This window comes from Acidimicrobiia bacterium, from assembly GCA_029210695.1.
Taxonomy (GTDB): domain Bacteria; phylum Actinomycetota; class Acidimicrobiia; order Spongiisociales; family JAHEDJ01; genus JAHEDJ01.
Window position 1 is genome coordinate 19,159 of sequence record JARGFH010000020.1, and the last position, 23,628, is coordinate 42,786.

The following is a 23,628-nucleotide window of genomic DNA, read 5'->3' on the forward strand; positions in this document are numbered from 1 at the left end:
GTTCGCCGTTAGCCGGTCTTGCCGGGGAACTCCACGATGTCGGCAGTTCTCCTCATCAGTCGATCAACCTCGATCATCGCTCGCACGACATTGGCATCGAACCGGCTGCCGGCGTGGGAGCGCAGCTCGGCGAATGCCTGCTCCGGCACCATCCGCGGCCGGTGTGGGCGGTCGGACGTCATCGCGTCGTACGCATCTGCCACCAAAACGATTCTGGCGAACAGCGGGATGTCCGCTTCCTTCAGCCGGCGTGGATACCCCTCGCCGTCTAGTTGTTCGTGATGACACAACACGGCGTCTGCGACGTCTTCGTGCACGGCATCGGCAATCAGCTCGAATCCACTGGCCGCATGCGCACGGATGACCGCCCAATCCTCATCGTTGAGTGATTCGGTCTTGAGCAACACCGAATCGGGAACGGCGAGCATTCCGACATCGTGGAGCAGGCCGGTCAATCTGAGCCGTTCGAGCTCGAAGACCTTCAGTTCCAGCACCGTTCCAATCTGGGTCGACAGCTCCGCAACCCGCACCGAGTGATCGGCCAGCCACGGCGCCCGCATGCGCAAGGCGGCGAGCAACGTTCCCACCACCGGCGTCATCGAGGTGAGCGACCGACCGGAGCCGGCGAATGCCGGCGCTCCACCACTCAGTCTCGTGCAGTTCTTTCCCGCCCGCTTGGCCGAGTACAGCGCCCGGTCGGCGGCCTCGACCATGTCCTTGGGCGACTGTGCATCATGTGGGAAGACCGAAACACCGAGGCTGACCGTCACCTGCCCGACCCCAGACATGGGCTGGTCGGCAACGGCCAGACGGATACGCTCTGCCGCCTGGATCGCCCCTTCGGCATCCGTTTCCGGCATGATGATCCCGAACTCCTCACCACCAACGCGGCAGGCGATGTCGACCTCCCGGATCTGCCTCCGAAAAGCTTCCCCCATCCCCCGCAGCACAGCATCGCCGGTGCTGTGGCCGTAGTTGTCGTTGACCGCCTTGAAATCATCGATGTCTGCCATGACTACGGCCAGCGGACGGTCGTAGCGACGGGCGCGCTCGAGTTCCTCACTCAGTCGATCGAAGAAGTATCCATGATTCTTGAGGCCGGTTAGCCAGTCGGTAACGGAGAGCGCTTGCAGTTGCGTGACGGACTGTTCGAGCTCTTCGTTCCGCTCTCGCTCACGCTCGTAGAGCCGGCTGATTTCCTCGAGCACCGGTCTGCTGGCCTCCGCCGAGAGAAGGCCGGAACCGCTGGAGACAGCCCGGATGGCGCCGATCAGATCCGCAGGTTTGCCTTTCACGACATAGGCGGCAGTGCCGGTAGACACCATCTCGCCGAGATGGGCCACATCACCGAACGACGCGATCGCGACGATCTCGAGGCGTTGGGCCGAGAGGTCGCGCAGCCGTCTGGCCGCCGTAACAGCACCCATGCCCGGGAGTGCGACGTCGATGACGGCCACAGTCGGGGACATGACGCGAGCGCGCTGGATCGCTTCCTCACCGGTGGAGGCTTCCACGACGACTTCGAAACCGGCTCCGACCAGCACACTCGCGGTGGCGGCTCGGGCCGTTGCATCGTCATCGACGAGCATCACTCGAATGTCCAGGGCGGTCCTCCGCGTCGATAGCTTCTGTATTCCTATCGGCGCGAAACCGGAGGTCGTTGAGGAACTCTATGAACCGATCTCGTAGCCTGGCACATCCTGGAATGGTCCCTCAAAGGAGACCGACGTTCCGTCGACGAGTTTCAGCAAATAGTGGGCGTCGAGGTCGGCCTTCTGGTCGTCGGTGAGATCGGCCGGGTCGGCGAGCACGAGCTCGAGCACCGACGGGTCGTCGATCACATGTGCTTCAGCGACGGGCCCGAACGTGTCGACGACGTCGAGAATCACCTGTTCGAGCTCGTGATCGGTGACACCACTGCCGTCGTCATCCAGGACGATCACGAGGAGATCACCGTTGTCACCGGGACTCCGATGCACGACCTCGTAGGTCGGCAGCGCAGCTACTTCCGACGTCGTGGTTGTCGATCCATCGTTGCTTCCAGGCGTGTCTACGCCGCCCGAGTCACCGGAGGTATCACCGCTCAGGACGCTGGTGGTCGTCGCCGACGCCTCATCTGCGAGCGTCGTCGTGCTCTCGTCGTCCCCGCTACAAGCTGCTCCTGCAAGGACGGCGATGAGAAATGGGATCAGGAATCGTATGCGCATGACCCTCCAACGTACACGACCATCGCCAAAGTTCCCCATCAACCGACGAACAGGCAGGGTAAGATCTGACAGGTGAGGCGGATTTGCTGGGAATTCGTGCTGGTTGTGCTCGTATTGGCTGCATCGACGGGTCCCGTCGTCGCGCAGGAAGCAACTACGGATCTCCCGACCTGCGCGCCGGTCACGCTGGAAGACCTGTTTCCCGAGTTGTACGGACCGGAGGCAATCCCCGCCGATGATCCAACTGCTGAGGTCCCTCCGGTTGAAGAACCGCCCACGGATGTACCCCCGGTAGAAGAGACCCCGGTAGAAGAGACCCCGGCAGAAGAGGCCCCGGCAGAAGCTCCCCCCATCGAGGAACCGGCTGAGCCGGCCTGCACACCGTTCGTCTACAACCTCGTCTACCCGGTGGCCGGGAAATCTGTGGCCGTATCCTCGTTCGGCGCGGACCGCTCCGATCACCAGCACGCCGGCAACGATGTCGCGGCAGCGTCTCTCACCCCGGTAGTGGCGGCGGCGAACGGCCGCGTTTCCTGGGTGGCTCCGGAATGCTGCGCGCTGGCCATCCGCCATGACGACGGCTGGACCACCTGGTACATCCACCTCAACAACGATACGTTCGGCACGGATGACGGCCTCGGATGGGGCATCGCGCCCGGCCTGGCGGTCGACACGGTGGTTACGGCCGGACAAATTATCGGCTGGGTCGGCGATTCCGGCAATGCCGAAGACTCGCAACCACACCTTCATTTCGAGTTGCGGGATCCGTCGGGAACTGCCGTCGACCCGGCGCCCAGCCTCTCGGCAGGAAGTCGGCCGACTGAGATCCAGGACTTCCGCGGCCCATTCGCCGACGACGATGGAAGCCCGTTTGCAGAGGCGATCTCGACCCTGACCTCGGTGGGTCTTCTCACGGGATGTGGCGATGACCCGGCCGCCTTCTGCCCGGATACGCCAATAAGCGGCCTCGAGATCGCCACTCTGGTGGAGCGCATCACCGACCTGGACATCACCGACGTGCGGCTGGCGAGAAGTCCGGAAGGTCCCTGGCAAGACAGGTTGAGAAGCAGGACCGGTTTCGTCCGGCCGCCACGGGCGTTGTCGTCGTGCGCGCTCAAAGCATTCTGCACCAACGACCTCATCACCTTCGAGGATCTGAGAGAGCTGGCGGCCCTCCTGCTGGAAATGAACACGACCGAACTCGATACGCTCATGACCGTCGAGGATCTGGCCGGTTCGCTGTTGGAGCAGAGCGACGGCAGCACTCCGCTCGCCTACTGCAGCCCCTCTCTCACCCGGTACGTTACGAATGGAGAAATGGCAGAGATGATTGCCAGGGCGCTGGGAATGGTCGGCCCACCGCCATGTGATCAGATCGAGTGAGTAGCTGCCAGGACCCGTTCCCTGAACGCGGCGCCCAACGCTCGAGTGACCGGCCCGCCGGCGAATCTGCGCTCCCCGACCCGGCTGACCGACGTCACCTCTTTCACGGTCGACAGGACGAAGAACTCCTGCGCGCGATCGAGTCGCTCCGTCGGGAAACGGCCCTGGCGCACTTTTATGCCCAGGTCGGCCGCTACCTCCAGGGTCACCGTTCGGGTGATCGAGCTGAGAATGCCAAGGTCGAGTGACGGGGTCTCAACTACTCCATCGACGACCCAGCCGACCGAATTCGTCGGGCCCTCGAGCATGATCCCTTCCCTACTGACCAGCAATGCGTCGTCGAATCCTGCCGACTTCGCCATGCGCACGGATGCCATGTTCGGTCCGTATGAGAGGCCCTTCACTCCTGCCAGCTTCCAGGGGAACCCTCCGGAATGCCAGGGGGCCGATATCTCAACGAGCGTGATGGAGGACGGGAGGAGGGGCAGTTCCTCCCAAAAGACGATCAGCCTGGGCGGGGCGTCGATGTGTACATCCGTTCCGCCCCGGGTGGCGATGACCCGCACCACACAATCCCCGCCGTCGGCGGCGGCTGTCTCTACCCAATCGGCGATCAAGCTTCGATCCGGCAGCATCGTCCCCATACCGAGCACGGCCGCGCTGTTCATGAGCCGATCCAGGTGAGCATCTACGGCGAAGGCGACGCCGTCGTACGACCGGAGAGCCTCAAAACAGCCGTCACCTCGCACGACCCCCCAGTCGAACACGGAGATAGAGGCAGTGACGGGGTCGACCTCTTTGCCGTCTATCAGAACTCGCATGCGGGAGAGGCTAGCCGGTGGGAGAAAGGCAGCAGGCCGCAAGTCATCGGCCCTCCGGAGTTGGTTGAGGCAGTCGGGGCCGCGCGGATTCTCAGTGTGTCCGAAGTCGCTAACGGCCCTGGTAGCCGTTCGTGATCGGGAGCCTGCGGTCCTTTCCGAACGCCTTGGTCGTGATCTTCACACCCGGCGCCGCCTGCCGCCGCTTGTACTCGTTCTGATCCACCAGACGGGCGACTCGGGCAACAACGTCCGGGGCGAAGCCACGGGCAACTACACCGGCCACCGACAGGTCGTCCTCGACGTATCCACGCAGAATCCCGTCCAACTCGTCGTAATCGGGAAGGCTGTCGCTATCCAGTTGGCCGGGTCGCAACTCGGCAGACGGCGGTTTCTCGATGATGGAAGGAGGGATCACCTCACGCTCGGTGTTGCGCCATGCGGCCAAGCGATAGACAAGGGTCTTCAAGACGTCTTTCAGGACCGCGTAGCCGCCTGCCATGTCCCCGTAGAGAGTGGCATAGCCGACGGCCATCTCGGACTTGTTGCCGGTCGCCACGACCATTCCTCCGAACTTGTTCGAGACCGCCATGAGGATGGCCCCCCGGATACGGGCCTGCAGGTTCTCCTCGGCCACTCCAAACGGCTCACCGGCAAACACCGGCTTCAGCGTTTGTAGATAGGCCTCGAACACGTCGTCCATCGGCACGACCTCAAAGCGAATCCCCAATCGTTCGGCCAGGTCACGCGAGTCGGTAACCGAACCTTCGGAGCTGAAGCGAGAGGGCATTGAGATCCCCAACACCTGCTCCGGCCCAAGGGCGTCTGCGGCGAGGGCTGCGGTCAGTGCCGAATCGATGCCTCCTGAGAGTCCGATTACCACATGGTGGAAACCGTTCTTGCGAACATAGTCCCGCAGTCCAACCACAAGCGCCCCGTACACCTCCGCCTCGGGTGGGTCGAGTAGCGGGACCGGTGCAAGCGGTTCGAGTGGGCGACGTTCGGCCCGGCCGGATGAGATCGAGTCGATGACGCGACTCGATCGCCGCTCGGAGATCGGCACGTCGACCACAAAGAAGTGCTCGACGAACTGGGGCGCCCGGTAGAGGACGGTCCCGTCGGCGGCCAGCACGAGACTGGCACCGTCGAAGACGAGCTCGTCCTGCCCCCCGACCTGATTGACGTATACGAGCGGAACGCCCGCCTCGAGCGTGCGCTGCCGCAACATCGCTTCGCGCTCGGTGGCTTTGCCGTAATGGAAGGGCGAGGCGTTGATGTTCAGCAACACCTGTGCGCCGCCGGCTGCCTGGTGCGCCGGAGGCCCGGCGGCAACCCAGATGTCCTCACATACGGATACACCGGCTGCAACTCCGTCCAATCCCCACAGGGCAGCTCCATTGCCCCCCCGGATGAAGTAGCGGGTCTCGTCGAAAACGCCGTAGTCGGGCAGCAGGACCTTGTGATACACCCCCCGTACCGCACCGTCGTACAGAAGCCCCGCCGCATTGGCGAGCGTTCGCTCGATAGCATCGCTGGTGGCAATCCGCCCGACTACGACCCGGTCTACGAATCCGAGCAGCGTCACCGTTCGGCGAGAAGCCGATGCCAGTCGGTGGAGCACTTCGAGGTTGGCGTCGATGAATCCCTGGCGCAACAACAGATCCTCCGGCGGGTAGCCGGTGATGGCGAGCTCAGGCAGAACCAACACGTCGGCGTGCTGTTCCTCCGCTTTCGCCATCGCACTTAGGATCTTCTCCTCGTTGCCGGGGAGGTCGCCCACTACCAGATCGAGTTGCGCACCCGCTACGCGAAGGTTTTGCATAGGCGTAGCTTAGGAACGAGTCAACCAACGCAAAGGCAGGAATGCACGGCGACAGGTCACCATCGCGATACGGCATCTGGCCTGAACTGGTCCCGCTCCTGGCGCAGGCCGGGTGGCTCACCAACGGTGTGGTCTGCGAACCGGCCGTCCCCCTGTTGCGGGCCGTCCGTTCGGGGCCCGATCCGGAGGGAGCGCTCGAGCGCATCGCTGCCATCCTCGATCGAGATCCGGGGGTCGCCGCCAGGGCGCTGGCGGACCTCCAGTTCGGTCTGGCGCTGGTGGCAGTGGCGGGGGCCAGTCGCGTTCTCTCCCAGCGAATACTCAATGAGCCGAGCATGCTGCCGGGACCCACCGATGGCCGACCTCCGCAGCCGGGCTTGGCCGACACGCAGGCCGATGCACTCCGCGCGGTGCGGCGCTTCGTTCAGGCCTCGATGCTCGGAATCGCCGTGCGCGACCTCATGGGCTACGACGACCTCGTCGCCGTCGGTCGAGAGCTGGCGGAGCTGGCCGATCGGGCGGCGGCGCTCGCACTCGAATCCGCCCATCGGGAAGTGCGCACCACGCCGCGCTACGCCGATCTGCCTCCTGTTCCCATCGCGATCGTTGCCATGGGGAAGTGGGGTGGCCTAGAGCTCAACTATTCCTCGGATATCGACGTCCTGTTCGTTCACAGCAATCCCCCGTCCATGGATGTGGGGCGAGCAGCCGACTACGCCGGGCGAGTCTGCGCCACCTTCATGGCGACCCTCTCCCAGATCACCTCCGAAGGCGCCGCCTATCGGGTCGACGCCGATCTACGACCCGAAGGGAAGAACGGTCCCCTGGTGCGCGACGTGGACTCGTACCGGGCCTACTACGAGCGCTGGGCCAGCACCTGGGAATTCCAGGCGCTCATCAAGGCGCGTCCGGCGGCCGGCGATATTGCCCTCGGTGCTTCCTTCCTCGCCGCTATCGAGCCTTTTGTCTATCCCGAGACACTCGACCCGTCGGCCGTGCGAGAGGTCCGGGAGATGAAGGGACGCATCGAGGGGCGGGCCGCCGAGCAGGGGGTTGACGAAGCGGAGATCAAGCGTGGAATCGGGGGAATCCGGGACGTCGAATTCGCAGTGCAACTACTGCAACTGGTGCATGGGAGATTCGATGCCAACTTGCGTTCGCCGAACACGCTGAGAACCCTTCACACACTCGCCGACGAAGGGTATGTCGGCCGGCCGGACGCGGAGGCGATGGCGACTGCATACGTGTGGTTGCGCACACTCGAGCACCGGATCCAGCTGGTGGACCTTCGCCAAACCCACATGCTCCCCGAATCCACCCCGGAGCGCGAACGTCTCGCCAAGGCGATGACCTACCGGGACGGCGCCACCGGATCGGCCCTCGCCTCATTCGAGCATGATCTGGTCACACACCGGAGCGTGGTGCGAACCATTCACGAGCGTCTCTTCTACCGCCCGCTACTCGAGGCCTTTGCCGCCTCACCGACGGTTGCCCTCACCGCCGAAGGTGCGGCTCGCCAGCTTTCGGCACTCGGGTTCAGAGACGTCGCCGGGGCGCGTCGCGCAGTGGTGGATCTAACCACCGGCCTGTCCAGGCGTTCCAAGCTGATGCAGCAAACGCTCCCGTTGTTGCTTGAGTGGCTGTCACGCTCGCCGGATCCGGATCTCGGTCTGGAGCAACTCCGGGTTCTGGTCACGACCACGAAAGACAACACCCCGCTCATTGCAGTACTTCGTGACAACCCGGTAGCTGCGGAGCGACTCTGCTATCTGCTCGGCGCAAGCCGCGTGGCCGGTCGGTTCATCGACCGCATCCCGCGCATCCTCCCGGAACTCGGTGACGACATTCGCATCCGCCGACCCATGAACCCAACGGAAGTGACAAGAGACGCAGTCGAGTACGTCATGTTGCGTCCGACCTATGACCGCCGATTGAACGCATTGCGGAGATACGTGCGCAGCGCAACGCTGCGCATCATCGCCAGGGATCTGCTCGACTTGAGCGGGGAGCAATTGCCGGCCAGGGAGCTCGCCGACCTGGCAGACGGAGCCGTCGCCGCCGCCTTGCAGGTGGCCGGGGACGAATTCGCGGATACACCAAATGCCGGGCTCTCTTTCTCAGTCATTGCCATGGGCAAATGGGGGGGCCGGTCGCTCGACTACCCATCTGATCTCGATGTTCTCTTTGTCTACGACGCCCCCGAAGATCTCCACGGAGAGCCCGCTCGCCAAGCTGCCGATGAACTCGCCCGCCGGTTCAGCGCCGCGCTGGGAAAGGTGACCCAGGAGGGCATTGCCTTCAGAATCGATCCGGGGCTGCGACCAGAGGGCAAGGACGGTCCACTCGCCCGCACACTGGACGGATACCGGCAATATTACGAACGCTGGTCGGCGGTCTGGGAACATCAGGCGCTCATTAGGGCGCGTTGTGCCGGCGGCGACCCTGAACTGGGCGAACGTTTCGTTGCCATGGCAGGCGTATTCGCATTTCCGGATCACCTCTCATCGGAGGCCGTCCGCGAGATCCGAACAATGAAGGCTCGCATCGAAGCCGAGCGGATACCTCCAGGTGAGGATCCCGATTTCCATTTCAAATTGGGCAGAGGAGGTCTCGTCGATATCGAGTTTCTCGTCCAACTGCTGCAGATGCGCGGCGGAGCGTTGGTGCCGGCACTGCGCGCCCCGGCGACGCTCGTGGCTATCGCCGGCGCCGTCGACGCCGATCTGCTGAGTGCTCAGGAAGGCGACAGCCTCACAGCCGCCCACCAGTTCTGCACGAAGATCCGCAACCGCCTCTACATCCAGACGGGCCGGGACATCGGCTCGCTGCCGACCGACCCGACCGAGCTTGCCCGCCTTGCTTTGTCACTCGGCTATCGAGGAGGCTCGGTCGGCAAGCTGCGTGAGGACTACCGCCGGGTGACACGCCGGGCCCGTCGGGTCTTCGAACGACGTTTCTATGAGGATTGAGTCCGGCGACGCGGGCCGATCACGAAGCCGATACCATTGTGCCCCCGCCGGTTCTGTCACCCCGTCGGCGCGGTCAGGAAGGCAGCGATGAATACCGATGTGAAGCGACTCCAGAAGATCGTCCGCGCGATCGCGCCGACCGCCATTGATCTCCGCAGGAAAATCCACGCGAATCCCGAACTGGGGAATGCAGAGCACGAAACGACCGCGTTGGTCGATGCGACCCTCCGCGACATCGGTATCCGGCCTCGAGTTCGACTCGGGCACACCGGTCTGACGGCTGATCTTGGAGAAGACGGCACCATGGTCGGGTTCCGTGCAGATCTCGACGCGTTGCCGATCAGCGAGGCGACAGGGCTTTCGTTTGCCTCGACCAACCCCGGCGTGATGCATGCGTGCGGACACGACGGCCACACCGCCATTGGCCTCGGCATTGCCCTCGTACTTTCGGAGTACGGGAAGTTGCCGGGGAGGGTCCGATTCATATTCCAGCCTGCTGAGGAGATTTTCCCGGGTGGTGCTTTCGACATGGTGCGCGAGGGCGTGGTCGAAGACGTCTCTGCGCTGATTGCCTTTCATATGGACCCGACGCTGGCCGCCGGAAAGGTAGGCCTCAAGATTGGAGCCATCACCAGTTCGTCTGATCGCTTCGAGATCACAATCAGCGGACCAGGCGGTCATACCGCCCGACCTCATGAGACGGTCGACGCCGTATACGCCGCCGGACGGGTCGTCACCGAACTGCCGACCCTCCTCAACCGAACGCTCGATGCCAGGACGCCGATGTCGCTCGTGTTCGGGACGATCCACGGAGGTAAGGCCGACAACGTCATACCAACCACCGTGACAATGACGGGAACCGTTCGCATCCTGGACAGGGACACCTGGGATTCAATGCCGGATCGGGTGCAGACGCTTGTGCGGGAGATCGTGGCACCGGTCCACGCCACCGCCGATGTGCACTACCAACGAGGAATACCACCGGTGATCAACGACGCCAGCGTGCTGTCCGAGGTCGAGTTCGCCATTCACGAAGTACTCGGGACTCAGGCCATCGCGGCCACGCATGCCAGCCTCGGCGCTGAGGATTTCGCTCGCTTCCTCGATCTCGTCCCCGGAGCGTTGCTGCGACTCGGTTCCGCGGGCCATGACGAGAAGGTCGACCTGCACTCCGCCGCATTCGACATCAACGAAGACGCGATCGAGCACGGGATCCTGATCGGAGCGGCGAGCCTGCTGCGGCTGATGCAGTGCAAGTGGTAACGAACCGCGTTGCCCTTCGAACCGCCCGTCAGGGCTATGTCGGATGGCGATCGGGCCTGCCGAACCTCATAACCTAGAACCCAGAACTGGCTCCAGGTACTAGGTACTTGGTGTCAATCGGCCAGCTTGAAGCCCTCTGCGGACAGAGCATCGCTCAGAGCTTCCGCTTCGCCGGGGCGAACAGAAAGCGTCAAGACACCTCCACCGCCTTGCGGTCCGTGGCGAAGTTGGAGGTCACGCACATCAACGGAGCTGAGGGCGAGGGCGCGACCGACCGCGGCGAGTTCGCCGGGATGGTCTTCGAGAATCACCCGGACCGCCATGACCGGCGGAGCAAGTGTCCGGCGCAAGTCCCTCGCTCGCTCGAGGAATTGCATGACGCTCGACTCCGACTCCACATCGTCTGCGATGCCGTCGAGGCGGTGCGCAAAGCTCCGGAGTTCGGAAACCACCGCCGATCGGTTCTCTCCCAGCAACTCCGACCACAGCGCCGGATCTGACAATGCCACCCGAGTCAAGTCGCGGAAGCTACCGGCGGCCAGGGGAAGAGCCTCGGTATGGCGCTCGGCCTCGCCGAGCAAGGTGGCGGCTAGAACCTGCGGGAGGTGACTGACGATCGCCACGGCCAGATCGTGATCGGCGGCAGACATGCGAACCGGATTTGCGCCCAACGACACAATGAGATCCTCCACCCGGCTGAGATCGTCGGAGCCGGCACCGTCCTCGACGACGACCCAGCTTGCCCCACGAAACAAGGCACCCGAAGCGGCACCCGGACCCGACTGTTCGCGACCGGCCATCGGGTGGGTACCGACGAAATGATCGAGATGGTTCGCCACCCGGCAGATCGGGTCCTTCACGCCGGCAACGTCGATCACGAGCGCATCTGTGGAGAGGTCGCCGATAGTGGTAATGACGGCGCGAGGTGGACCGGCCAGCACGATCAAGCCAGCACCCTGGATCGCAGCAACCATCGATCGGGCGGAGGCATCGAGCGCACCTACCTCGAGTGCGGTGGTGAGCGCTGAGTCGTCCGGGTCCCAACCCGTCACCTTCCATCCGATTTGCCGCAGCGCCAGGCCGATTGAAGCACCGATCAAACCCGTTCCGACCACGGCCGCCGATCGAACCGTCACCCCTGGAGACCGACCGCCGCAACCAGCTTGCGGATCGACACCATCAACTCGGCGAACTCTTCGGGCAGCAGGGCCTGGGCTCCATCGACTTTGGCGAGTTCTGGATCGGGATGAACATCGACCATGAACCCGTCGGCGCCGGCCGCCACCGCCACCTTCGAGAGTGGAGCGACGAGATAGCGATGACCGGCTGCGTGGGACGGATCGACGATCACAGGGAGATGAGAAAGACTCTTCAGAATCGGCACCGCCGTGATGTCCAGGGTGTTGCGCGCCGCGGTCTCGAAGGTCCGAATGCCGCGCTCGACCATGATGATCTCGTGGTTGCCCTCCTTGTAGATGTACTCGGCGGCGTTCAACCATTCCTCGATCGTGGCGGTGAACCCTCGTTTGAGCATCACCGGCCTGGCTTGCCGTCCCACCTCGGTGAGCAGCGTGTAGTTGGCCATGTTGCGGGTCCCAACCCGGAGGATGTCGGCATATGAGGACAACAGCTCGATGTCGCGCGGGTCGAGTATTTCTGCCACGAACGGCATGTCGAATTCTTCACGGGCTTCGGCCAGCATCTCGAGTCCGGCTTCGCCGAGGCCCTGAAACGAGTACGGCGAAGTGCGGGGTTTGAACGCATCGCCGCGCAGGACCGTCGCCCCTGCCTTCTTCACAGCCTCGGCGGCCCTGAACAGGAGGTCGCGGCTCTCAACCGCACACGGGCCTGCAATCGCAGTGAAGGTCCCGCCACCGATTGCGACGCCGCGCACATCGATCACCGTGTCTTCCTCCTGGAAATCCCGGCTCACGAATTTGAAAGGTTTGAGAACGGGGACGGCTCGCTCGACACCGGACATCGCTTCCCAGGGGAGCTGCTGGATGAGGACGCGATCGCCGAGTGCTCCGATGACAGTCCTCAGTCGACCCTCAGAGATGTGGGCCTGCGAGTCGATGCTCTCCAAACGCTCGACGACGTGGGCGATGTCGGCAGGGGTCGCGTCTTTCTTCATGACGATGATCATGGCGCTCATTGTCGCAGCGTTTCATCACCTGCGGGATCGCCGAACCCGCCGTCGGCCAGTGCCAGGGTCCGGATGGTCGCTCGATCCGGCAGCGCCGCCCGGAGCCCCTCAGCCACTTCATCGACAACGCCTGGATCCCACAGGCTGAACAACACAGCACCGGTTTCATCGCCACCGAACAGTGCCATCCGGCACTGGGGGTCTTCAATGAATTCGTCGGTCAACTCCTGCAGCCAATCGGCCGGTAGGTCGGGAGGTGACTCGAGTAAGAGCGCTCGCATCTGCGGCATGGTAACGACCGAATGAACACGTCGTCCGGACACGTACACTTCAGCGCATGAGGCGGATCATGGTAACGGGAGCGGCGACGTGGACGGGCGGCCGCCTCATTCAAAGGCTCGAGGGGCAACCCGATGTCGAGGTCATCGCAGTTGACGAGTTGCGTCCGAGCGTCGAGTTCGACTCGCCGATGCACGAGCTGGCCATCGACGAACTCGAGTTCGCTCACTTCTTCCTGGACGCCCGGCCACAGGCGTTGGTTCATCTGCAAGCAGTCGATAGGGCGGCGATCCTCGGGCGAGAGAAATCGCACAGCCGCGTGGTCATGGGCGCACATGGATTGTTCGGCGCCCTGCAGCGATGCACAACCGTCGAGACGGTCGTCATGAAGTCTGACTCCGCGTTCTACGGATCGGGGCCAAGGCAACCGTCCATCGTGACCGAGTCAACCGAGCCGAGACGCACGGCCAGCGCCCACACCAGAAGCATCCGTGATATCGAGGAGCTCCTCGCCGAGGTCGCCGGCGACCTTCCCGATGTGACATTCACGACGCTGCGCTTCGCCCCCATCCTCGGAGCGGAGATCGGGAATCCGATCAGTCGATACCTCCAACTGCCAGTAGTACCAACCCTCCTGGGGTATGACCCGCGGATGCAGGTCATCTTCGAAGAGGACGCAGTCTCGGCCATCCTGCATGCGGTGGCCCGGCCGGTTCCCGGGACCTTCAATATCGCCGCGGATGGTCAGCTCTATCTCAGCCGCATCCTCAGGTTGGGCCGTCGTATCGCCCAACCGCTCCCCGCACCGCAGCATCGGGCAGCTATGCGGGCGCTCCGCGCACTCGGCAATCCATTCCCCGGCAACCTCGAGGATTACCTTCGAAACGGCCGCGTCATGGACACGACACTGATGAAAGATTCGTTCGGGTGGAGGCCAAAGCTCACCGCTCGGCAAGCCGTCCTGGCGGGCTATGGACGCGTCCGCAGTCCCGGGACATCGTCGTGAGCGACTCAATCTCCGGTCTGCTCGGACGTTTGAGCCGCGACGAACTCAGAGCATTCGCCCGCGCCGCAGAGATCCGCGGGCGCTCGACGATGACGAAAGAACAGCTGATTGCTGCGCTCCAACCGGTACTGCAGCCCCCGCCCAAGCAGTCAGAGACTGTGCGGGCATCGATGCCGTCACTCCCGGACCTGTCCGATGCACGCCGCCGACGGATTTCCGCCGGCCATCGATTCGAATGGATGGTCGACCCGCGCAGATCGTGCACGCTCCGGACTATCGAGGGTTTCTCCTGTGGCCTCCCGGCCATTGCCGAACAGGAACGTTGTGCACTCCATGGGGGCGTGGACATATCCGACCTGGCGGTGCCGGCCGCCGGCCATCTCGGGGCAGATACCTGGCCCGCCCTGATCCGCCATCTCCTACTTGCTTCATACGACAACGATGCCCTCGGGCTCGACCCCGTCGTCTCCGAGATGATCTGGCACATCGCCAATTTCCTCTACTTCGAATACTTCAGGGTGGAAGTCGAAGGAATCGAGAACGTGCCGACCAAGGGAGCAGGAGTCCTGGTCAGCAACCACGCCGGCGCCTTCATCCCCTACGACGGGATGATGCTGCAACTCGCCGTCGTCAACGAGGCCGCGCTCCCCAGGCGGGTACGCGTGGTCGGGACCGAGATCCTCAACCTCGTTCCGTTCCTTTCACACCTCTACCGAAAGGCAGGGGCGGCCTTTGCCAGTAAAGAGGACGCCCGCTGGGTACTCAACCACGGCTATCTGCTCGGTGCCTTTCCTGAGGGAGTTCCGGCCTTCCAGAAACCGCACGCCGAGGCATACCAGCTCCGCAGGTTCGGCCGGGGAGGGTTCGCCGCGCTGGCTATCGAAGCTGGAGCTCCGATCATCCCGGTCGCCATCGTCGGATCTGAAGATGTCCACCCCGCACTCTTCAGCTCTCGCCGCCTGGCTCAGTTGTTCAAGTTGTTCTTCCCACAGCAGCGGGTAGAGGAGATCGGTGTATTTCTCAACCCGATTCCTCTGCCGGTCAAGTGGCGGATCAGGTTCCTCGAGCCCATCGAGATGCCCGACCCCGGCGCCCCGACCGATCGGCTCACCGTTCTCGAGATAGCCGAGCAGACTCGTGAGGTCATTCAGCGTGCGCTCGATGACATGCTGGAGGACCGCGGTTCGGTCTTCTGAACCGCTTCGGATGCAATTCACGGCCGGGTAGGGTCTCGTCGAACCTGGGCGCTTGCAATAGTTAGCGGTCTGCGTTATATTGCTAATGTGAGTGAGAAACAGGAAGAGAACTCGGGCATAGGCGAGCTCGGGGCGTTCATCCGCCAGCAACGTGAACGTTCCAAGATGTCACTTCGAAGACTGGCCGACCGGGCGGGGATTTCGAATCCCTACCTCAGTCAGATCGAACGAGGACTACGGAAACCTTCCGCCGAAATCCTGAAGTCGCTCGCACGGGAGTTGTCGATCCAGGCGGAATCGATGTACGTGAGGGCAGGATTGCTCGACGAAGGCTTCGCACCCCCGACGGTTGTCGAGGCGGTCGAGGCAGACCCGACGTTGAGCATCCGCCACAAACAAGTATTGCTCGACCTCTACCGGACTCTCATCGAGGCCGGTGGGATCGAGCCGGACAATAAGGAGACACCATGATCGAAACGAAGAAGGCGTTCTACGCCGCCGTCGGCGCCCCGCTGGTCGGTTTGAAGCGGACCGGTGATGCACTTAAGGATCTCTCGGACAAGCTGACCGAACGGTTTGGCGACGTCAGCGAGAAGCTCACCGATGATGCTCGCAAGGAGTTCGACCTCTGGGCCGACGAAGGAGAGAAGCTCATCGGCAAGATCTCCGAGCAGAAGGTCGTTGAAGACCTGAGTGCCCGGGTCGATCTCGACGAGATCCAGGAGCGCGTCGGCAAGCTGCGGGACCAACTCGAGGACATCCTCACCTCCTGGCGCGAGTCGTTCTCACCCGGTGAGACGATCGAGAAGCCGGTGATCGAGGTCGAGAAGAAGCCGGCCGCCAAGACCGCCGCCGCGCGCAAGCCGGCTGCCAAGACGGCTCCCGCCAGGAAGCCTGCTGCCAAGAAGGCTCCAGCCACGAAACCTGCCGCCAAGAAGCCGGCAGCTGCGGCCAAGAAGCCGACCGTCAAGGCAACTGCAGCCAAGAAGCCCGTCGCCAAGAAGCCGGCTGCCAAGGCAACTGCAGCCAAGTAGCAGACCATCTCGGCTTGAACATAGTTGAGGGCCCCTCAGGGGCCCTCAACTCGTTTGGGCGCCGATGGCCGGTCCGGTTTCAGACGGCCGGGGGCCCGATTTCAATGCTTGACCAGCGGATCGAGGTCTTTGGCGAACTCGATCCAGCGTGACACCATCGATTCGGTGGGCAGCCGCCGAACGAGCTTCTTCTTCTCGTTGATCTCGACCATCTTGTTCGTGAGAGAGGCTGCATTTCGGCGGCGAAGTTCCTTGATGGTGTCGACACCGGCAGCCTCGAGCAGATCGGAGTACTCGCCTCCGATCCCTTTACATCGCATCAAGTCGGCGCGGTTGATCCATTCGAGGATCTGCTTCTCGGAAAAACCGGTGGCGGCAGCCAATGCCTTGCGCCCGTTGCGATCTGCAGCTCGCTTCATGAGCGCTTCGGTTGTTCTTATCCCGTTCTTCCTCAGCTTCGTAGCAGTGCGCTGAGCGATCCCCTCAACGGCGTCGATTGACGGCACTCCCGCTCCTCTCCCGATATCTCATCGAGTCAGCTCCCCGCCGCAGCGGGGGTTACTCTCGTCGGCCAGCCTACCGAGTTCGCCTGCCACCTTGCTCGTCACTTGCGTGGTTGGAGCTCAGCAACGTCGTCCTGGGTGTCGACGTCGCGGGGCGGCATGTGCTCGACCCAGACCTCGCGCACCCATTCCGGGTGGGCCTGCAGGAGCCGTTGAGCTCCGGTGTCGCCTTCGAGGCTCATCAGGCGGGTCCACAGTGAGCGGTCGACGATGACCGGGTTCGACCACGTGTACCGGTACCTGGGAACAATGGCCGGCCGTTTCTCTCGTTTGAGCACGGTGAGCATCTCTGCGACAACGTCTGCGCGAATCTCGGGCTGGTCGCCCATCGCAATCAAGACCTTGTCGGCTCGCGAATCCCTCAACAGGGAGTCCAGACCCACCCGAAGCGACGAGGCCATGCCTTCCTCGTACTCCTCGTTGATCACCACAGCCGAATCGCCAAAGTCGACACCATCGAGCACCGCCTCGGCTTCGTGACCGATCACAACCCAGATCTCATCGAATCCAAACGATCGCGTGCGCTCAATGACGTGTCCGAGCAACGTTCCTTCGCCCCATGGAAGCAATTGCTTGGACGACCCCAGACGGGTGGAAGAGCCTGCAGCGAGAATGAGCGCGGCGACCGACATCGAATCCTTCAGGTGTGACGAGGCACCACTATACGGCCGGCGCAACCACCCGGAATCAGCCGGCTGATGGCAGGCTCGACGATCCGGCCGTGCCGGTGGCGTGCCGGACGAGGACCATTTCAGCCAGAATCTCCACAGCCGTTTCTCGTGCGCCGTTGGCCCCGAGATCGAGTCCGATTGGCCCGTGGATTCTTGCCAGCGTTGCAGGCGGGATTCCCTCACCGGCCAGGCGTTCCAGTCGCTTGGCGTGGGTCTTGCGGCTTCCCATCGCGCCCAGATATCGAACCCCCCGGGCGAGTGCAGCCCGGACCACAGGATCCTCGTATTTGGGATCGTGCGACAGCACCACCACGAACGTACGGTCATCAAAGGCCAGTTGATCAACGGCTTCCTCGGGCCAGGCGGTGATGATTTGCCCGGCGTCGGGGAACCGATCTGGAGTCGTGAACGCCGAACGCGGGTCACACACAATCACTGAGAAACCGACGCGGGCTGCCAGCGCACTCAGAGCCTGGCCGATTTCGACTGCACCGAAGATCACCAACCTCGGCGGTGGAGCAACGGGTTCGACGAACACTTCACTCCCGGCCACCGACGTGATCGTGGGATGCTCGGTGTCCATCACGATCCGGACCGCGGGCAGGATCGCCTCCACAACTTCCGCGGGGAGGTCCGCTGCGATCAGGCCGAGTTCGTGGTCAAAAACACCCCGTGTTCCTGCACCGGGCCCGTCGACGACGGAGGCGAGCGCCCCGGACCGCTGAGAAGCAACAAATCGCCCGACCTCGTCGATTCGAAACCGCTCGATGAACACATCGATAACGCCGCCACAGGACAACCCGACCTCGAACGCAGCCTCATCCGATATGCCGTAGCCGACGAGCTTGCTTTGGCCGCTCTCGAGCACTTGCTCGGCATGTAGGAACACGTCGTTCTCGACGCACCCTCCCGAGACGGAGCCTTCCATGTCCCCGGCGGACGACACCAGGAATCTGCTGCCGAGCGGACGGGGCGCCGGACCCTGAACGCGAACGAGAGTGGCGGCCGCCACGGCCTTCCCTTCGGATTCCCACCGCCGGGCCACCTCGAGGCTCCGTGCGAGGTTCACCCGGATCAGTCCTCGAGGAGATGATCGGGGACGTGGTTCCACTCGAAGTGACCGCCGTCCGTGTAGGTCCAGCCGCCACCCCAGGCAAATCCCCACTTCTGAAAGATGGCGGCGATATCAGGATCCATGCCGATCCGGCCCCCATAGGGGTTGTCGTTCGGATTGATGTCGATGGCTATGCCCCACGTGTGGCGGGAGACCGCGCCCCCCTTGTCCCCCCCACGGATCAAGCGCGGGTTGTAGCAGCCGCCGGCGATCTGGAAGTCCTGCCGGTCGATGTGTGCCCATAGGCCCTCATTGATGAGTTCATCGATAGCGGAGCGCAGATAAGGGACGACGACGCGATGGCAGCGAAAGGGTCCGAGTAGTGGGAGGGTGACGTTGACGATGTTCGCGTCTTTCCATGCCTGCTCGATCACGACCCGGTCGCCGTCACCGGTGGGCCGGTAGGAGAACTCACCGAACTTCTCTTTCACGAGCACCGTCGGCATGACCCCATCCGGATCGGCCGGATCGTCACCACTCGAAATCCTCAGTCTGATGTCGGGAAGGCGTGTCCAGAGATCGATCACGATTTCGTCCTGAGCTCGAAATCCCCATACAGCCATCGACGACTTGCGCTCGAATCCAAAGGACGCCGCGATGGCTTCTGAGAAGACGAGTTCGCTCCACCAGATGGACTCATCCGGGGCGATGGCGCCCACGACCAACCGCTGTCTCGAGCCGTCCCATCCGACGAATTCGACATCGTCGCCGACCTGCGCGCCGCGCAGATTCGCAGACGTCTCACCAAATACGACCGTGCCCGCCCGCAGCGCGGCGGCGACGTCCCCGCCGATCAGCGGCGCGGACCGGCCCGGGTCGATCGCCAGCGAAGACATGGGGATGAAGTAGCCGGGCTCGGGCTCCTGTACGACGAATCCGGATCGATAGACGCCGGTGAGCTGAATCGTCCCACGATGGAGCGCAACCGATCGGGCACCGTGCTCTGCCGCCACGCCGACGACCGCCAGTTCGGCTTCTGTTGAGAGTCCGCCCGGCTCGTAGACGCCGATCACCGCGGATCCCGGGGTCCCGCTGGCGGCGACCGCGGGAGTCAGAGGGAGGCCGAGAACCATCGTCAGCACCATCGCAACGACAAACTTCGCACGTGAGTAGACGCCCACCGGATGGGCGAAGACAATCGCCCCGGCTGAAGTCCCGAGTTTCACAGTGCCAGCGTACCCTCCACTCGGTCGCCAACAGCAGTTTTCTCGGCAATACAAGAGCGCGAAAACGCACCACAGCATTGCGCAGAAAAGGTCAAGGAGATTCCCAGCAATACAAGAGCGCGAAAACGCACTACAGCATTGCGGAGAAAGTGTCTAGCGCAGCTGGAACCGGGCGACCGTTTCAACGTGGAATGTCTGCGGGAACATGTCGACCGGAACCGCGTAGTCGAGGTCGTAGCCAACCTCCCCGAGCAGCCGGGCATCACGGGCCAGGCTGGCGGGATCACAGGCAACGTATGCGATGGTGCGCGGGGTCGACCTGGTGATGGAGGCAACGCCGTCGGCCCCCAGACCCGATCTGGGTGGATCACAGACGACCACCGTCCACTCACCCCGGTTGATTCCTCCATCAACCGTCGAAGCCACGACCTCCACCTCGATGCCGGCCGTTCCGCGGTTGTGAACGAGATCGTCGACGGCCATTCCTGCCGACTCGACCGCCAGCACGCGTCCTGCGCTCCGCCCCACCGTCAGGCTGAAAAGGCCGCCGCCGGCATACGCATCGAGGAGTGTGTCAGCAGGCGCAACGTCGAGGGCAGCACCAACCAGGTCGACCAGGACTTCCGCCCCGGCAGTGTTGTTCTGGAAAAAGGCGGAAGCCGTGACCCGGAACGTCGTATCACCAATCGTCTCTCTGAGAAAGGGAGCGCCGCCAATCGGTTCGGGGCGACCCCGCCTGACCCTGCACACCGGGAACGACCACTGGTGTGCAGCCTCAGGGACGGGACCCGACACCACTGCCAACCGATCACCCGTGTTGATCCCGGCCCGAAGAGTGACCCGATGCATCGGACTGAGGTCGCCCATTTCATCGAGCATGGCGCGGAGTGGTTCGGCCAGCAGCGGGCACCCGTCCAGCATCTCGAGTTCGCGGCTGCGCCGACGGTGCAGAGCGGGTCGACCTTGCTGAACGCGGAAGTCCATTCGATTTCGATAGGCGAATGCCGGACCGGGAGTCACCGTCTGGCGAACGTCGGGATCGTCGATCTTCCCGAGGTGGCGCAGCTGACCGATGACAACATCGCGTTTCCACACCGCCTGGATCTCACGGGCGGCATACTGCCACTGACACCCACCGCAGCGACCGAAGTGCCGGCAGGCCGGGACTATTCGATCTCCGGAAGGCTCCACGATCGATACAAGTGCGGCTCGCGACCAGGAGTTGCGCTCTTCGAGGATTTCGACGTCGACGACTTCCCCTGGAAAAGCACCGTCCACAAATACAGCCTTTCCGTCGAGGCGGCCGACGGCCTCCCCTCCGTGCGCGATGTCGTGAATGCGGATGGTGGTCAGGGCAACACCTCGTCGAGAATCTCCACCAGCGAACCCTGCAGCCACGACAAATAGTCGAAGAGCGCCTGGTCCGATTCCTGCTCGACACCGCCGGGTAGCTCTGCTCGCGCTGCTTGCACGAGACGCGCTTCGGTCAAAACCCGCAACCACGCCTCCGCCTCCGCGGTGGAAAGCACAACGCCTTCGACGCCTCCTTCCACAGTCAGTGCGAAGGCGGATCGATCGGCCGCCCGACCGTGCTGCAGTTCGCTCGCCAGAAGCCGGCAGAACTCGGCGTCGGCTTCGTCATCCAATGGATACGCCCGCAAAGACAGGCGGGCGGCTGCCGGATCCGGGTCGAACTTGCCGACGGAATCGAGCAAGGCCGGGACGAGTGACAGCAACTCGACTTCCCAGGGGGCCAGCGTCATCCGGACCCCACCCGCACACGGCGCAAAGGGTTCACTCATGCCCGCTCCAGCGTTGCGTCGAGGCCATGGAACCGCAGCCGGAAGCAGGTCAGTTCAACGTGCTCGCGTGCACCGGCGGCCACGGTGGCCCTCCCGCGCCGGTGGATGTCGAGCATCAGCGAAGTGGCATCGCTCCTGGTCAGATTGAGAAGGCGCCTGAACACATAGGCAACGTAGGCGGTCAGATTGACCTCGTCGTTCCACACGATCACATTCCACGTTTCCATACCGCGACGCTAGTGGAGAAGTCGCGGGTCGCGGGTCGCCGGTTACGCCGGCGAGATCGGGTCCCACCGGAACTCGTCCACCGGCGACACAGCCGCAGGCGTCTCGCCACCGCTCGCACTCGTGACTCGCGACTCACGACCGGCGACCCTCGACTCATTGATCCAATTCTCGAAGTCGACGCGCGCCACCCGCCATTCCCTCCCGAACTTGACGGCAGGAAGACGGCCGGAACGCAGCACACTGGTCACGACGAAGGTCGACACGTCCATGTAGTCACAGATATCGGCGACCGACAGCCACTCTTTGGCAATAGCAACCTCAATGCGATCCATGGCGCCAAGCGTATTCCCGCAGGCGACTCCCCGGCAAGCAGCGTCGACTTCGCGAAAACTCACCTTCACTCATCGCCTCACATGCACTGTTGAATATCGTATTCTATCGCTACTAGACCAAGGATACGCAACATGGATCCGTTGAGACATCCCGACCTCATCGAAGTATCTCGGCACCTTCGCCGGCAATGGGAACGAGTTGTCGAGGCCGAACAGGCGGCCGCCCGGGCAACGTGGTTACGCCGACGTTCGCTGAGAGACCGCCTGATCGACGCTGAAGACCGTCGAGAACACACAACCCTTTGGTGCCTTGACGGCCGCTCCCCCGCCGGCCTCGTGCATGCCGTTGGTTCTGATCATGTCGTGCTACTCACAGGTGATCGGAGCCGTTTCGTCCTCCTGCACCAGATCGTCGCGGCGGGATTCGAAGACGCCGAATGAAATCCGAAGACGCCGAATGAAATCCGAAGACGCCGAATGAAATCCGAAGACGCCGAATGAAATCCGAGAACGCCGAATGAAATCCGAGAACGCCGAATGAAATCCGAAGACGCCGAATGAAATCCGAGAACGCCGAATGAACCGCCCACGTATGGCCACGGTCCTCTCGGCGCGGGAATGGGAGCCGAGGCTGGTCGATGCAGCCAGACGCGACCCGATCGTGCGGATCGTGCGCAGGGCATATGAACCACAAGACCTGGAGCGGGCCGCACCCCTCGACATCGTGGTGGTTGGATCCGAAACCTCGTGGATAACGTCCAATCGCATCCGTTCGATACGTCGGAGCGGAACGCACGTCATCGGCATCTATCCAACCGGCGACGGACCGGGACACGAACTCCTTCGTCGTGGCGGCGTCGACGTCGCATTGCCGGACACAACCACCCCGGAGGACCTGCTGGCTACGGCTTCATCAGTGGCGGCTCAGACCCTGGCAGCCGTCAGCAGGGGTCGGCTCATCTCGGTCACCGGCCCAAGAGGGGCTCCCGGTCGAACGGAAATCGCCGTCTCCGTCGCGCACGCCATCGCCGAACGCACCTCGACCGCCATCGTCGACCTCGACACCGAAGCCCCAGGAATCACCTTCCGGCTGGGGTTGGAACCGGGCTCAAGCCTCATCGACACGGTCGACACCATCCGCACGACGGATCGACTCGTGGCACGCACCGCCGGCCGGAACCTGACGGCGATCGGTGGACCCGTCCCACTCCGGACCGACCTCTCAGTCAAACCCGGAATCGCCGAACTCCTCGACGCCGTCCTGGCCGCATTCCCGGTCACCGTTGCAGATATCGGGCCGTGGAGGCCGGATCACACGATCCTGGCCACCAGCGACGCGGCCATCGTCGTATGCAACGCCTCCCCCATGAGTCTCATCAGAGCCGCTCACTTCGTCCGCGACTGGGAGGGGCCGATTCCATACGTTGTCATCAACCGAGTCGCACCCGGGCAGGACGAGGACATCCTCCGCTCTGCGCGAAGAGCCCTGGGATTGGAGCCGCACACCCTCATTCCTGAGCTCGCCAATATCGATGGTCGAGACGGGCCGGTACTCCGGCATTCCCTTGATTCCCTCGCAATCGACCTCCTCGCCGGCCCGCTCGATCTATGATCGGCGACGGTCCGGAG

24 protein-coding genes are annotated in these 23,628 nt (G+C 63.3%); 9 read left to right on the forward strand and 15 right to left on the reverse strand.

Features of this window, described 5'->3' with window-relative positions; translation table 11 throughout:
* Positions 1-8 precede the first annotated feature (8 nt).
* Positions 9-1,589 carry a diguanylate cyclase gene (locus tag P1T08_08230; GenBank protein MDF1596068.1) on the reverse strand — a complete coding sequence of 527 codons (1,581 nt, stop codon included), beginning with the start codon at positions 1,587-1,589 and terminating at the stop codon, positions 9-11.
* 81 nt (positions 1,590-1,670) lie between these two features.
* Positions 1,671-2,207: a hypothetical protein gene (locus P1T08_08235; protein ID MDF1596069.1), complete on the reverse strand. Its 537-nt coding sequence runs from the start codon at positions 2,205-2,207 to the stop codon at positions 1,671-1,673.
* Between the two features lie 72 nt (positions 2,208-2,279).
* Between P1T08_08235 and P1T08_08240 the strand changes: the two genes are divergently transcribed.
* Positions 2,280-3,590 (forward strand): peptidoglycan DD-metalloendopeptidase family protein, encoded by a 1,311-nt coding sequence (locus P1T08_08240; protein MDF1596070.1) that lies wholly within the window; start codon positions 2,280-2,282, stop codon positions 3,588-3,590.
* On the opposite strand, the gene P1T08_08245 is transcribed toward P1T08_08240, so the two are convergent.
* Positions 3,578-4,411 carry an aminotransferase class IV gene (locus tag P1T08_08245; protein ID MDF1596071.1) on the reverse strand — a complete coding sequence of 278 codons (834 nt, stop codon included), beginning with the start codon at positions 4,409-4,411 and terminating at the stop codon, positions 3,578-3,580. The genes P1T08_08240 and P1T08_08245 overlap by 13 nt on opposite strands.
* Positions 4,412-4,520: 109 nt before the next feature.
* Positions 4,521-6,230 carry an NAD+ synthase gene (locus P1T08_08250; protein MDF1596072.1) on the reverse strand — a complete coding sequence of 570 codons (1,710 nt, stop codon included), beginning with the start codon at positions 6,228-6,230 and terminating at the stop codon, positions 4,521-4,523.
* A 41-nt stretch (positions 6,231-6,271) separates the two neighbouring features.
* On the opposite strand from P1T08_08250, the gene P1T08_08255 reads away from it, so the two are divergent.
* Both P1T08_08255 and P1T08_08260 read left to right on the forward strand, forming a co-directional pair.
* The gene (locus tag P1T08_08255) at positions 6,272-9,199 is read left to right on the forward strand and encodes a bifunctional [glutamine synthetase] adenylyltransferase/[glutamine synthetase]-adenylyl-L-tyrosine phosphorylase (GenBank protein ID MDF1596073.1); all 2,928 of its coding nucleotides are present in this window, start codon (positions 6,272-6,274) and stop codon (positions 9,197-9,199) included.
* 87 nt (positions 9,200-9,286) lie between these two features.
* The gene (locus tag P1T08_08260; GenBank protein MDF1596074.1) at positions 9,287-10,462 is read left to right on the forward strand and encodes an amidohydrolase; all 1,176 of its coding nucleotides are present in this window, start codon (positions 9,287-9,289) and stop codon (positions 10,460-10,462) included.
* A gap of 113 nt (positions 10,463-10,575) precedes the next feature.
* Here the strand turns inward: P1T08_08260 and P1T08_08265 are convergent, their stop codons facing one another.
* Genes P1T08_08265 through P1T08_08275 form a run of 3 tightly spaced genes read right to left on the reverse strand, consistent with a single transcriptional unit; the run spans position 10,576 to position 12,889 of the window.
* Entirely contained in the window at positions 10,576-11,598 is a 1,023-nt protein-coding gene (locus tag P1T08_08265) for a prephenate dehydrogenase/arogenate dehydrogenase family protein (GenBank protein ID MDF1596075.1), read from the reverse strand.
* Positions 11,595-12,608 carry a 3-deoxy-7-phosphoheptulonate synthase gene (gene aroF, locus P1T08_08270; protein ID MDF1596076.1) on the reverse strand — a complete coding sequence of 338 codons (1,014 nt, stop codon included), beginning with the start codon at positions 12,606-12,608 and terminating at the stop codon, positions 11,595-11,597. The genes P1T08_08265 and aroF overlap by 4 nt, the downstream gene beginning before the upstream one ends.
* A gap of 5 nt (positions 12,609-12,613) precedes the next feature.
* Complete coding sequence (locus P1T08_08275) at positions 12,614-12,889, reverse strand: hypothetical protein (protein MDF1596077.1); 276 nt, start codon at positions 12,887-12,889, stop codon at positions 12,614-12,616.
* Between the two features lie 56 nt (positions 12,890-12,945).
* Between P1T08_08275 and P1T08_08280 the strand changes: the two genes are divergently transcribed.
* The 4 genes from P1T08_08280 (at position 12,946) to P1T08_08295 (ending at position 16,123) form a co-directional block, all read left to right on the forward strand.
* Positions 12,946-13,893 carry an NAD-dependent epimerase/dehydratase family protein gene (locus P1T08_08280; GenBank protein MDF1596078.1) on the forward strand — a complete coding sequence of 316 codons (948 nt, stop codon included), beginning with the start codon at positions 12,946-12,948 and terminating at the stop codon, positions 13,891-13,893.
* Entirely contained in the window at positions 13,890-15,089 is a 1,200-nt protein-coding gene (locus P1T08_08285) for a 1-acyl-sn-glycerol-3-phosphate acyltransferase (protein MDF1596079.1), read from the forward strand. The genes P1T08_08280 and P1T08_08285 overlap by 4 nt, the downstream gene beginning before the upstream one ends.
* Before the next feature lie 87 nt (positions 15,090-15,176).
* Entirely contained in the window at positions 15,177-15,560 is a 384-nt protein-coding gene (locus tag P1T08_08290; protein ID MDF1596080.1) for a helix-turn-helix domain-containing protein, read from the forward strand.
* Positions 15,557-16,123: a hypothetical protein gene (locus tag P1T08_08295; GenBank protein ID MDF1596081.1), complete on the forward strand. Its 567-nt coding sequence runs from the start codon at positions 15,557-15,559 to the stop codon at positions 16,121-16,123. The genes P1T08_08290 and P1T08_08295 overlap by 4 nt, the downstream gene beginning before the upstream one ends.
* 101 nt (positions 16,124-16,224) lie before the next feature.
* Here the strand turns inward: P1T08_08295 and P1T08_08300 are convergent, their stop codons facing one another.
* The 8 genes from P1T08_08300 to P1T08_08335 form a co-directional block, all read right to left on the reverse strand.
* Positions 16,225-16,629, reverse strand: coding sequence for a DUF4332 domain-containing protein (locus P1T08_08300; protein ID MDF1596082.1), 405 nt, complete (start codon positions 16,627-16,629; stop codon positions 16,225-16,227).
* Positions 16,630-16,727: 98 nt separating this feature from the next.
* Positions 16,728-17,318: a nucleotidyltransferase family protein gene (locus tag P1T08_08305; protein ID MDF1596083.1), complete on the reverse strand. Its 591-nt coding sequence runs from the start codon at positions 17,316-17,318 to the stop codon at positions 16,728-16,730.
* A gap of 55 nt (positions 17,319-17,373) precedes the next feature.
* Positions 17,374-18,426 carry an XdhC family protein gene (locus P1T08_08310; protein ID MDF1596084.1) on the reverse strand — a complete coding sequence of 351 codons (1,053 nt, stop codon included), beginning with the start codon at positions 18,424-18,426 and terminating at the stop codon, positions 17,374-17,376.
* A 5-nt stretch (positions 18,427-18,431) separates the two neighbouring features.
* Positions 18,432-19,637 carry a M15 family metallopeptidase gene (locus tag P1T08_08315; protein ID MDF1596085.1) on the reverse strand — a complete coding sequence of 402 codons (1,206 nt, stop codon included), beginning with the start codon at positions 19,635-19,637 and terminating at the stop codon, positions 18,432-18,434.
* A gap of 153 nt (positions 19,638-19,790) precedes the next feature.
* Complete coding sequence (locus P1T08_08320; GenBank protein MDF1596086.1) at positions 19,791-21,035, reverse strand: class I SAM-dependent RNA methyltransferase; 1,245 nt, start codon at positions 21,033-21,035, stop codon at positions 19,791-19,793.
* Positions 20,987-21,439 carry a DUF2017 family protein gene (locus tag P1T08_08325; protein ID MDF1596087.1) on the reverse strand — a complete coding sequence of 151 codons (453 nt, stop codon included), beginning with the start codon at positions 21,437-21,439 and terminating at the stop codon, positions 20,987-20,989. The genes P1T08_08320 and P1T08_08325 overlap by 49 nt, the downstream gene beginning before the upstream one ends.
* Complete coding sequence (gene clpS / locus P1T08_08330; protein ID MDF1596088.1) at positions 21,436-21,666, reverse strand: ATP-dependent Clp protease adapter ClpS; 231 nt, start codon at positions 21,664-21,666, stop codon at positions 21,436-21,438. Before clpS ends, P1T08_08325 begins: the two co-directional genes overlap by 4 nt.
* Before the next feature lie 42 nt (positions 21,667-21,708).
* Positions 21,709-21,999 carry a helix-turn-helix domain-containing protein gene (locus P1T08_08335; protein ID MDF1596089.1) on the reverse strand — a complete coding sequence of 97 codons (291 nt, stop codon included), beginning with the start codon at positions 21,997-21,999 and terminating at the stop codon, positions 21,709-21,711.
* A 132-nt stretch (positions 22,000-22,131) separates the two neighbouring features.
* On the opposite strand from P1T08_08335, the gene P1T08_08340 reads away from it, so the two are divergent.
* Both P1T08_08340 and P1T08_08345 read left to right on the forward strand, forming a co-directional pair.
* Entirely contained in the window at positions 22,132-22,440 is a 309-nt protein-coding gene (locus tag P1T08_08340; GenBank protein ID MDF1596090.1) for a hypothetical protein, read from the forward strand.
* Between the two features lie 136 nt (positions 22,441-22,576).
* A complete protein-coding gene (locus P1T08_08345; protein MDF1596091.1) occupies positions 22,577-23,611 on the forward strand; it encodes a hypothetical protein in 1,035 nt (344 codons plus the stop codon).
* Positions 23,612-23,628 lie beyond the last annotated feature (17 nt).

Bases quoted from the DNA above. Each gene is read 5' to 3' on its own strand.
- P1T08_08235 (MDF1596069.1), bottom strand. From the start codon at position 2,207: ATGCGCATACGATTCCTGATCCCATTTCTCATCGCCGTCCTTGCAGGA.
- P1T08_08335 (MDF1596089.1), bottom strand. From the start codon at position 21,999: ATGGATCGCATTGAGGTTGCTATTGCCAAAGAGTGGCTGTCGGTCGCC.
- aroF (MDF1596076.1), bottom strand. From the start codon at position 12,608: ATGATCATCGTCATGAAGAAAGACGCGACCCCTGCCGACATCGCCCAC.
- P1T08_08345 (MDF1596091.1), top strand. From the start codon at position 22,577: ATGAACCGCCCACGTATGGCCACGGTCCTCTCGGCGCGGGAATGGGAG.
- P1T08_08250 (MDF1596072.1), bottom strand. From the start codon at position 6,230: ATGCAAAACCTTCGCGTAGCGGGTGCGCAACTCGATCTGGTAGTGGGC.
- P1T08_08245 (MDF1596071.1), bottom strand. From the start codon at position 4,411: ATGCGAGTTCTGATAGACGGCAAAGAGGTCGACCCCGTCACTGCCTCT.
- P1T08_08340 (MDF1596090.1), top strand. From the start codon at position 22,132: ATGGATCCGTTGAGACATCCCGACCTCATCGAAGTATCTCGGCACCTT.
- P1T08_08325 (MDF1596087.1), bottom strand. From the start codon at position 21,439: ATGAGTGAACCCTTTGCGCCGTGTGCGGGTGGGGTCCGGATGACGCTG.
- P1T08_08295 (MDF1596081.1), top strand. From the start codon at position 15,557: ATGATCGAAACGAAGAAGGCGTTCTACGCCGCCGTCGGCGCCCCGCTG.
- P1T08_08280 (MDF1596078.1), top strand. From the start codon at position 12,946: ATGAGGCGGATCATGGTAACGGGAGCGGCGACGTGGACGGGCGGCCGC.
- P1T08_08230 (MDF1596068.1), bottom strand. From the start codon at position 1,589: ATGCTCGTCGATGACGATGCAACGGCCCGAGCCGCCACCGCGAGTGTG.
- P1T08_08305 (MDF1596083.1), bottom strand. From the start codon at position 17,318: ATGTCGGTCGCCGCGCTCATTCTCGCTGCAGGCTCTTCCACCCGTCTG.
- P1T08_08255 (MDF1596073.1), top strand. From the start codon at position 6,272: ATGCACGGCGACAGGTCACCATCGCGATACGGCATCTGGCCTGAACTG.
- clpS (MDF1596088.1), bottom strand. From the start codon at position 21,666: ATGGAAACGTGGAATGTGATCGTGTGGAACGACGAGGTCAATCTGACC.
- P1T08_08275 (MDF1596077.1), bottom strand. From the start codon at position 12,889: ATGCGAGCGCTCTTACTCGAGTCACCTCCCGACCTACCGGCCGATTGG.
- P1T08_08260 (MDF1596074.1), top strand. From the start codon at position 9,287: ATGAATACCGATGTGAAGCGACTCCAGAAGATCGTCCGCGCGATCGCG.